Origin of the sequence: Streptomyces sp. SID3343, from assembly GCF_009865215.1 — a bacterium.
Classification (GTDB): domain Bacteria; phylum Actinomycetota; class Actinomycetes; order Streptomycetales; family Streptomycetaceae; genus Embleya.
In genome coordinates this window covers 1-9,060 of the sequence record NZ_WWJX01000387.1, presented here as the reverse complement: position 1 = coordinate 9,060, position 9,060 = coordinate 1, and the positions used below count along the sequence as shown (strand labels likewise).

Annotated in this window: 10 protein-coding genes and 1 pseudogene; 4 read left to right on the top strand and 7 right to left on the bottom strand. The window is 70.9% G+C overall.

What is annotated here, in order from left to right; translation table 11 throughout:
- The 3 genes from GT354_RS13175 to GT354_RS13165 form a co-directional block, all read right to left on the bottom strand.
- Positions 1–869 (bottom strand): APC family permease (locus GT354_RS13175; RefSeq protein WP_161356493.1); only part of this gene is annotated, 869 nt, incomplete at its 3' end.
- A gap of 2 nt (positions 870–871) precedes the next feature.
- Positions 872–1,963 (bottom strand): adenosine deaminase, encoded by a 1,092-nt coding sequence (gene add, locus GT354_RS13170; RefSeq protein ID WP_161356492.1) that lies wholly within the window; start codon positions 1,961–1,963, stop codon positions 872–874.
- Positions 1,960–2,925, bottom strand: a complete 966-nt coding sequence (locus GT354_RS13165) for a nucleoside hydrolase (protein WP_161356491.1) — start codon at positions 2,923–2,925, stop codon at positions 1,960–1,962. Before GT354_RS13165 ends, add begins: the two co-directional genes overlap by 4 nt.
- A gap of 390 nt (positions 2,926–3,315) precedes the next feature.
- Between GT354_RS13165 and GT354_RS13160 the strand changes: the two genes are divergently transcribed.
- The 4 genes and pseudogenes from GT354_RS13160 to GT354_RS53900 form a co-directional block, all read left to right on the top strand.
- Positions 3,316–4,653 (top strand): aminotransferase class III-fold pyridoxal phosphate-dependent enzyme, encoded by a 1,338-nt coding sequence (locus tag GT354_RS13160; RefSeq protein ID WP_161356490.1) that lies wholly within the window; start codon positions 3,316–3,318, stop codon positions 4,651–4,653.
- Positions 4,650–5,435 (top strand): SDR family oxidoreductase, encoded by a 786-nt coding sequence (locus tag GT354_RS13155; protein WP_161356489.1) that lies wholly within the window; start codon positions 4,650–4,652, stop codon positions 5,433–5,435. The genes GT354_RS13160 and GT354_RS13155 overlap by 4 nt, the downstream gene beginning before the upstream one ends.
- Positions 5,432–6,079 (top strand): cyclase family protein, encoded by a 648-nt coding sequence (locus tag GT354_RS13150; RefSeq protein ID WP_161356488.1) that lies wholly within the window; start codon positions 5,432–5,434, stop codon positions 6,077–6,079. The genes GT354_RS13155 and GT354_RS13150 overlap by 4 nt, the downstream gene beginning before the upstream one ends.
- Positions 6,078–6,454: pseudogene (locus GT354_RS53900) on the top strand (ATP-binding cassette domain-containing protein); the annotation flags it as partial. The gene GT354_RS13150 and the pseudogene GT354_RS53900, both read left to right, overlap by 2 nt.
- Positions 6,455–6,511: 57 nt before the next feature.
- Here GT354_RS53900 and GT354_RS13145 read toward each other — a convergent pair.
- The 4 genes from GT354_RS13145 to GT354_RS13130 form a co-directional block, all read right to left on the bottom strand.
- Positions 6,512–6,808, bottom strand: coding sequence for a type II toxin-antitoxin system PemK/MazF family toxin (locus tag GT354_RS13145; RefSeq protein ID WP_161356487.1), 297 nt, complete (start codon positions 6,806–6,808; stop codon positions 6,512–6,514).
- On the bottom strand, positions 6,805–6,996 hold the full coding sequence (locus GT354_RS13140; RefSeq protein WP_237534726.1) for a toxin-antitoxin system HicB family antitoxin: 192 nt from the start codon (positions 6,994–6,996) through the stop codon (positions 6,805–6,807). The genes GT354_RS13145 and GT354_RS13140 overlap by 4 nt, the downstream gene beginning before the upstream one ends.
- 412 nt (positions 6,997–7,408) lie before the next feature.
- On the bottom strand, positions 7,409–8,338 hold the full coding sequence (locus GT354_RS13135) for a PDR/VanB family oxidoreductase (protein ID WP_161356486.1): 930 nt from the start codon (positions 8,336–8,338) through the stop codon (positions 7,409–7,411).
- A gap of 442 nt (positions 8,339–8,780) precedes the next feature.
- A partial coding sequence (locus tag GT354_RS13130) for an alpha/beta fold hydrolase (protein ID WP_161356485.1) occupies positions 8,781–9,060 on the bottom strand: 280 nt, incomplete at its 5' end.

The following is a 9,060-nucleotide window of genomic DNA, read 5'->3' as shown; positions in this document are numbered from 1 at the left end:
ATCACGGTGCCCCAGGCGTGACCCACGAACTGCTCGGAAAGGCGGGACACGAACGTGCCGGGGTCGCCGTTCATGGCGTCGACCACGTGGTCTTTGCCCACGCTGCCGACCAGGATCAGCGAGGCCAGTGCGTAGAAGACGGCGATCAGTGCGATCGAGAGGTAGGTGGCGCGGGGGACGGTGCGTGCCCGGTCGCGGCACTCTCGGCCGAAGAGGACGGTGGCCTCGAAGCCGATGAACATGTTGCAGGCGAACATCAGGGCGATGCCCGGCGAGCCGGAGGTCAGGGCGGACGGTTCGAAGGAGTCGAACGGGAAGGCGGCGGTGCCGCGGTCGGCGACGATGGCGACCGCCAGAACGACGATGGCGGTGACCTCCAGCAGGAGGGCGCAGCCGACGACCTTGACGCTGAGGTCGATGTTGCGCCGGCCGAGCACCGCGACGACCGCGAGGGCGACGGCGGTCCACACCGGCCACGGCAGGTCCAGGCCCGCGTCGACGAAGAGGTTGTGGGCGAAGTAGCCCACGGCTCCGCCCAGGCTCCAAAACGACGCGTTGTAGGCGAGCGTCGCCAGGAACGAGGCGGCCACGCCCGCGGGTTTGCCCAGGCCGCGGGCGACGTAGGCGTAGAAGGCGCCGGCGTTGACGACGTGCCGGCTCATCGCCACGAATCCGACGGCGAAGCAGAGCAGGACGAGGCCGGCCACGATGACCGCGCCGGGGAAGCCGGCCCCGTCGCCCAGGAAGATGCCCATCGGCACGATCGACACGACCGCGCCCATCGGGGCCACGCAGGCGAGGACGAACAGGACCAGGCCGCCCGTCCCGAGCGTTCCGGTTCCGAGGCCGTCCTTGCTGGCTGAACTCATGGCTACCGTCCTGAGGTGCGGGGGGCCGATGCGAGGTGCGCGGTCCAGGCGGGGTCGATGACGGTGTGCAGGATGCGGTGGCGTTCCTGCGGGTCGCCGAATCCGGCGAGGACGGCGGTGCGGCAGATGCGGTGTTGCTCCTGGGGCGTGAGGCCCTGCGCTGCGGCGACGGCGTGGAACTCCGAGCTCACCGTGATGCCGGACACCAGCCGGTTGTCCGGGTTGACGGTGACCGGGAGGCCGGCGCGCAGGAGCCGGGCCAGGGGGTGGTCCGCCAACGATCGCGCGGCCCCGGTCTGGACGTTGGAGGTCGGCGCGAGTTCCAGGCATACGCCCCGGCGCAGTACCTCGGCTCCGACGGGGCCGGGGGCGCCGTCGTCGGTGAACTCCTCGATCAGCGACACGCCGTGTCCGATGCGCTGGGCGCCGTGGGTCAGCGCGTCGGCGACATGGTCGGGGCCGGTCTCCTCTCCGGCGTGCACGGTGAGGGACACGCCGCCCTCGCGGGCGATGCGCAGGGCCTGGGCGTGGTCGGAGGCGGGCGCGCCGCGTTCGGCGCCGGCGAGGTCGAACCCGACCAGGCGGGGGTCGCTGCGGCGTCTGCGCACCGCCAGGGAGGCGATGTCGCGGGAATGGGGTTCGGTGCGCAGGGCGCACAGGATGGTGTTGACGACGACCGGGTGCCCGTCGGGGGTACGGGCGTCGCGCATGCCGGCGGCGAATCCGTCTTGGACGGCCTCGACGACTGCGTCGAGCGGGAGTCCTGCGGTCAGGTGCTCCTCGGGGGCGAATCGCTGCTCGGCGTACACCACCGAGTCCGCGGCCAGATCCAGCACCGTCTCGTAGGCGATCCGACGCAGCGCGTCCTGGGTCTGGAGCATGGGCATGATGTGCTCGAACGTGGCCAGGTAGGCGTCCAGGTCGGTGTTCGCGGCGGCGGCGAACCACGCGGCGAGCGCGTGCGGGGTCTCGGCGGGCATCGGGTGCCCGAGTTCCGCCGCCAGTTCGAGGAGCGTCTCGGGTCGCGCCCCGCCGTCGAGGTGGTCGTGCAGGACGGCCAGCGGGAGTCGCGGGGTGGGGTGGGGGGTGGTCACGACGCGGCCGGGGACATGGTGGTGACGGTGGTGACGAAGTCCTCGATGAAGCCGGCGTGGTCGACCTCCTCGATGATCCGCGCCGGGAGGGCCTGCAACAGCTGCTCCGGGGGCCGGACCCGGCGGTCCACCACGGTGGCGCCCCGGGACAGGCCGGGGGCGAGTTCGATGGCGGTGGGGTAGTCCCCGGAGCGGATGATCAGGTCGGGGCGCGCGACGATGCCGACGGTCAGCGGGGAGTGCATCGCGCAGGCGTACTCCCCCAGTCGATGGCTGTAGAACTCCATGTAGAAGGGGGCGAACGCCGCCACCAGCGCCCCGGCGGCCGTACCGCCGGCCTTCACTCGCTCCAGGTCGGCCTCGCGCAGGAGCGTCGCGTCGGTCACGTCCAGCGGCACCAACGTGACCGGGACGCCCGATTCGAGGACCACCTGCGCGCCCTCGGGATCGTGCGCCGCGTCCGCCTCCGCGACGGCGCTCACATTGCCGGGCGAGGCCACCGCCCCGCCCATCCACACGACCCGGCGCAGCCGCTGGGCCAGGGTGGGATCGACGAGCAGGGCGATCGCCACGTTGGTGAGCGGGCCGAGCGCGATCACCTCGAGCTCTCCGGCGTATCGGTGCGACAGGTCGAGGATCAGTCGGACCGCCGAGCGGGGGTCGGGCGCGCCGTCGGCGGGCACGAGTCCGGATTCGCCGATGCCGTCCCGGCCGTGGATGCCGCCGTGGAAGACGGGACTACCGAGGAGGCCCTTGGCCGCGCCCGGCGCCACCGGTACGTCGCGCCGGTCCAGCCGCTCCTGGATGAGCAGCGAGTTGCGCGTCACCTGTTCGACCGACACGTTGCCGAAGACGGTGGTCACGCCGACGACGTCGAGTTCGGGACGGCCCAGGGCATAGATCACACCCATGCCGTCGTCCACGCCGGTGTCGGTGTCGATGAGGACTGGTCGTTTGGCCATGGGTTCCTCCGCTGGGTGCTGGGTGCCGGGTGCTGGGTGCCGGGCGATGCGAATGCCGATGGAGAATTGGTAGATCAGGTATTACCAGTTGTCAAGGACGAGCCCGAGCATCGGGCCGTTTTCACGGTTCCAAGATAGCTCTGACCAGCTCAAAAGTGACCTTTCAGGCTTGACGGTCTTCGCAAGTGGTATTACCGGTATTGCCAGTGTGGTTCCGCGCTGCTACACATGAAGCGACCCGCCGGCCCGGGGGGCGTCCTCCCGGGGCCGGCCCTTCGGTGGCGCGCGGCCGTATCCGCCCACCTGTTCCCACCCGGGTTTGCATCCGCCTTCCCACCCGGGTTCCCACCGGCGTTTCCACCCACGTTTCCATCCGCAACGGAGTTGCCCATGACGAATATCCCGGCAGACGCGGCGACGCGAGCCCTCCGGAAGCGCACCACCAGCTCGGAGGGTTCCTACGTCCGGGCGAGCGGGCGCATCCCGGCGGGCGTTTCGCGCCAAACGCTGGCCTACGCGCCCTACCCGGTGTTCGCGGAGCGCGGATCGGGCCAGTACCTGTGGGACGTCGACGGCAACCGCTACCTCGACCTGGTCAACAACTACACGAGCCTGATCCACGGGCACGCGCACGGCCCCACCGTCGAGGCGACGATCGCGGAACTGCGACGCGGCGGCGCCCTGGGCGCGCCGTGCACCAGCGAGCGCGAGTTCGCCGACCTGCTCACCGAGCGCTTCCCCGTGATGGAGCGCCTGCGGTTCGCGCTCTCGGGTACCGAGGCGGTCGCGTTCGCGACCCGGGCCGCGCGCGCGTTCACCGGGCGGAAGCGGCTGCTGAAGTTCGAAGGGGGTTTCCACGGCAGCGGCGACGAGGTGCAGCAGTCGATCGGGGCACAGCCGCTGCCCCCGGGCGCGTTCGGTCCTGGCGTACCCAACAGCGCCGGCCTGTTGGACGTGCCGACGCTGGTTGCCGTGTACAACGATCGCGCCGGCGTGCGGCGCGCGTTCGCCGAGCACGGGTCCGAGATCGCCGCGGTCGTGGTCGAGCCATTCCTCGGCAACGCCGGGCTGGTCACCGCCGAGCCGGGCTTCCTGGCGTTTCTCGCCGAACACGCGCACCGCCACGGCGCGTTGCTGATCGTCGACGAGATCCAGAGCATGCGCCTGGACACCGGCGGCGCCCAGCGCCTGCACGGTGTCGTGCCCGACCTCGTGACCTTGGGCAAGATCATGGGCGGGGGCATGCCGCTGGCCGCGTTCGGCGGCCGCGAGGAGATCATGCGGGCCTTCGACGGCTTCGCCCCGGCCATCGCCCAGACCGGAACGTTCACCGCGTTCAACGTCGGACTCGCGGCGGGACTGGCCACCGTGCGCCACTTCGGAGCCGAGGAGGTCCGGGCGCTGGACCACGCGGGCGCCCGGGTTCGCGACGGCATCGCGAAGGTCTTCACCGAGCACGGCCTGCCGGTCACCGTCAACGGCACCGGGTCGATGTTCAACATCTGCCTGATCGAAGGCCCGGTACGCGACTACCGCACGTGGCGCGCCGCCGACGACCGGACGTGGACTAGGGTCCGAACGGGGCTGCTCGCCAGGGGTGTCCACATCAACGCCCGCGGTACCGGTTGCCTGTCCACGCCGATGACCGACACCGACCTCGACGACTTCCTCACCGCCCTCCACCTCGCCGTCGGCGACGCGACGAAGAATCCGGAGCCCACCCCGTGACCCTCACCACCCCAGAATCCGACCGTCCCGCCGTCGTCGTCACCGGCGCCCGGACCGGCATCGGCGCTGCCTGCGCACACTGGTTCGCCGACCGCGGCTGGCATGTGGTCGGCGTCGACATCGACGACCCCGCCCTGCCCGACGCCCTCGCCGCCGACCACACCGGCATCGTCGGCAGCGTCACCGAGGAACAGACCTGGACCCGCGTGGAGGAACACCTCGCCTCCTGCGGCCACACCCTGCGAGCCCTCGTCAACAACGCCGCGTACCAGCCCGAACGGCCGCTGCTCGAAACCAGCGTCGAGGAGTTCACCGCGGTCCTGGACACCAACGTCACCGGTATGTTCCGCGGCATCAAGACGGCCGACCGCCTCCTCGCCCACGACGGGGCCATCGTCAACATGGCCAGCGTCCTCGGCTTCACCGCCGACCCCGTCCTGGGCGCCTACTGCGTCAGCAAGGGCGCGGTCGTACAACTCACCCGCTCCGCCGCGCTCGCCTTCGCCGGGCGCGGCATCCGCGTCAACGCGGTCTGCCCCGGCGCCGTCCGCACCCCGCTGACCACCCGCATCTGGGACCTCGCCGACGACCCGGAGGCGGCCCGCGCGCAGATGGAACGCCTCTATCCCTCCCGGCGCATCGCCGAACCCGAGGACATCGCCGCCATCGTCGGTCTCCTCGCCGGCGGGGAGACCCGCGCGATGACCGGGAGCCTGGTCGTCGCGGACGGCGGACTCACCGCCACCAACGCCGAGTTCGCCCTCACCGGAGGGCTCGCATGACCCACCCCTCGGGCACCGTCGTCGACCTGACCATGCCCATCTCCCACCACATGCCCGCCTATCCGGGCGAACCCACCGCCGTCTTCGAGACGTTCTCCCGTGTGGAGACCGACGACGTCGCCATGACGACCGTGCACCTGTTCAGTCAACTCGGTACGCACATCGACGCGCCCGCGCACTTCACCGCCGGCACCCGCACCGTCGACCGACTCGACCTCGCCCGCTGCATCGGCCCCGCCCACCTCGTGCGACTGGGCACGCTCGCCCCGGGGGCCGTCATCGACACCGACACGCTGCGCCGGCACGCCGACGTGCTGGCGGTCGCCGACCGGGTGGTGTTCTCCACCGGTTGGTCCCGCCGCGCCGGGGGCCCCGGCTACTTCCGGGACTGGCCCGTGTTCACCGAGGACGCGGCGGCCTACCTCGCCTCGCACGCCCCGCTGTTCGTCGGCCTGGACACCCCTTCCCCCGGCGACGACCGAACCAACCCGGCGATCCATCGGCGACTCTTCGCCGACGAGACCGCCTTGGTCGAATGCCTGGTTTCGGTCGACGATCTCCCCGACACCTTCGAGATCATCTGCCTTCCCCTCCCCCTCGTCGGCCTCGACGGCGCACCGGTTCGAGCCGTCGCCCGCATCTGAACCCCTGGAGGGTTTGGCCACCCGCGCCGCCGGGACCGTCCGGGTGCTCGGCCTCGACCCGTACCGCGAACGCACCCTCGTGCGGCCCCGCATCGGGGTGATGTGCACGAGGGCGGCTTCCCCACCGAGCCGACGGTCGTGGAGTCCGCCCGGATGTGGGCCGGCTGCACCAGCGGTGCCCGCCCCGTGGACGAGGTATGGCAACTCGTGCGCCTGGCGGAGCGCGGGCAGGTGCGCGTCAAGCAGTTCTCCGGCTGCGAGCGCCGCAGGCTGGGTCTCGCGCCGGCACCCCTCGGGCGGCCGGAGGTGTTGTTCCTCGACGAGCCGACGACCGGCCTGGACGCACAATCGCGCCGTGACACGGGGGAGCTGATCGTGCTCGGCCGGGCGTTGCCTCGTGCGTTCCGTCGGCAGCCGAGCGCCGGGGGTGATCTACAGGTCCAGGACCGCGCGCAGGGCCTGGTCGACGCGTTCCATCACGGCGGGGTCGACGGTACCGACGGGCTTGGCGTCGTCGAAGCGCGTGGTCCGTAGTTGTTGGAGGTTGACGGCCACCGCGGTGCGTGGGAGGGGCTCGTCGAGGACAACGGACATCGCGGTGTCGGGGTAGCGGCCGGCGGGGTGGAGCACGATCGCCAGCAGTGCGGAGTATGCCTGTTCGAGGCCGTCGAGGGAGACGATCAGGACGTCTCGGCCGTCGCCGAGCGTCCAGACCTCGCCTCGTCTCACAGGGCGTCGCCCTCCTCGCACAGATCCTCGCCCAGGCCGAGCGCGGCCAGTCGGTGAGCGGCGTCCAGGACGGCCTGGCGGCGGGCAGCACGCACGATGTACGCGTTCAGGGACACGCCCGCCGCCGCCGCGCCCGCGCGGATCGAAGCGTCGAGGTCGTCGGGGATCCGCAGCGTCATCACTGTCATGCCACCACTCTAGCAACCACAAGTCGGTGGCATCAGGTGGTGGCGGAACGTCGACCCGGGGGAATGCGCGGCGTCGTCCTTCGGGCGGAGTTTCCGACAAGCAGGCCACCCCCGGCGACGGCCGTCTGCGTTGGCCCGGCAACCCCCCGGGACCACGTCACGGTGAACGTGCAGACCGGACTGCGCCAGTACGCCCCGGGCGCGCAGATGATCGTGCGCAACGCAGCCGCGCACGGGAGCGGGAGCGAAAGCGGAAGCGGAACCGGGAACGGGGACGAGAACGGGAACGGGAACGGCGCCATGATGGCGTTGCGCGGTCGCGCGTGTGTTCCGCATCGGGGCGCGCGGATCCTCCGTTCTCGAGAACCGATTCGATCGCTGTCGGCTCCCCTTCTCACCGATCGATGCGAACTCAGATGTCGAGGACGATCCGTTCGGTGCAGGCGCGCGAGACACAGATCATGATGTACTCGCCGCTTGCTTTCTCCTCTTCTCCGAGAACGTGATCGCGGTGATCGGGCTTGCCGTCCACCACGAGCGTCTCGCAGGCCCCGCATATCCCTTCGGAGCAGGAGCTCAGCGTGCTCACGCCGGCGTTTTCGAGTGTCCTGAGGATGGTCCCGTCGGCGGGCACGGTCACCGTGATGCCGCTGCGCTTGGCCACGACCTCGAACGGTACGTCGCCGGATTCGGGCACGGCGGCGGGCGGAGCCGAGAAGCGCTCCAGGTGGAGCGCGCCCCGCGGCCAGGAGGAGGCCCGCTCCTCGACGGCGTCCAAAAGCCGGCCCGGGCCACAGATGTAGACCGCGGTGTCTTCGCAGGGATCGCCGAGTGCCGTGTCGAGGTCGATCGGCCCGTCCTCGTCAGCGGGATGCACGTGCACCCGCGAGGAGTCGAGCTCGTCGAGGAACGCCATCGAGGCCCGGCTGCGGCCGCCGTAGGTGAGCTCCCAGTCCAGCCCCCGGTACTCGGCTTCCCGAATCATCGGTATCAGCGGGGTGATGCCGATGCCGCCGGCCACGAAGCGGATACGGGAAGGCGGGTGGAACGGGAAGTGGTTGCGAGGGCCCGCCACGTCGATCAGCGCGCCGACGCGCAACCGGTCGTGGATGAACCGGGAACCGCCTCGGCCGTCGGCCTCGCGCAGGACGCCGATGCGGTAGGACTTCCGGTCGTCCGGGTCACCGCACAGCGAATACTGCCGGACCGAGCCGTCCCCGACCGTCAGGTCGATGTGGGCCCCCGGTTGCCATCCGGGCAGGTCCCGTCCGATCGGATCCGTCAGGATGAGGGAGACGACCCCTGCGGCCTCCCATCGGACCTGTCTCACCAACAACTGCATGTGTATTTCCTCCACTTCCCAGCGCAAAAGGTCACATCGACGGGATCAAGCCGCCGTTCACACGCAACGGGGTGCCGGTGATACAGCCCCCGCGCGAACTCGCCGAAAGGGCAACCGCTGCCGCGTACTCGGCGGGATCTCCGTAGCGGCCCACCGGGATGGAGGCGATGCCCGCCCGAGCGGCAGCGTCGGTACCGCGCACGCCGCCCGAGCGGCAGCGTCGGTACCGCGCACGGCGATGGGGCCCTCGCCCATCAAGCCGATACCACCCGGCGAACGGCCGTCGTCCGGCGGTTCCTAGGTCATCGGCGCCGGAGTCCGGCCACGCAGCAGCAATTGCCCCGTCCGCGTGGCCGGACCGGTCCGGGTCGGCAGCGTGTTCTCCTCGGCTGACGACGTGTCCGCAGCCTCGGTGAATCCGGCCGGTCGGCGAATGCGGTGGTCAGGTGCGGAGGAACTCGGTGACGACCGAGTCGTGCTCGTCGGGTTTCTCCCACTGCGGCCAGTGGCCGGCGTCCGCGATGCAGGAGTACTGCGCGTCGGGGATGAGCGAGGCGAGCTTGCGGCCGAACTCCGGTCCGGTGCCGGGGTTGTGGTCGCTCCAGAGCACCAGGGTCGGCTGTCGGATCCGACCGAGCATCTGCGGGGTGATGCGGTGTGGAGAGTCGGACCGGAAGCTGTTGCGCACTACGTTGACAAGGCCCTCGCGGGTCTCGGGGCGC

What these genes read in the sequence shown, in the direction of transcription:
- GT354_RS13165 (WP_161356491.1), bottom strand. Translation starts at nt 2,925, where the DNA reads ATGGCCAAACGACCAGTCCTCATCGACACCGACACCGGCGTGGACGAC.
- GT354_RS13160 (WP_161356490.1), top strand. Translation starts at nt 3,316, where the DNA reads ATGACGAATATCCCGGCAGACGCGGCGACGCGAGCCCTCCGGAAGCGC.
- GT354_RS13150 (WP_161356488.1), top strand. Translation starts at nt 5,432, where the DNA reads ATGACCCACCCCTCGGGCACCGTCGTCGACCTGACCATGCCCATCTCC.
- GT354_RS13140 (WP_237534726.1), bottom strand. Translation starts at nt 6,996, where the DNA reads ATGACAGTGATGACGCTGCGGATCCCCGACGACCTCGACGCTTCGATC.
- GT354_RS13135 (WP_161356486.1), bottom strand. Translation starts at nt 8,338, where the DNA reads ATGCAGTTGTTGGTGAGACAGGTCCGATGGGAGGCCGCAGGGGTCGTC.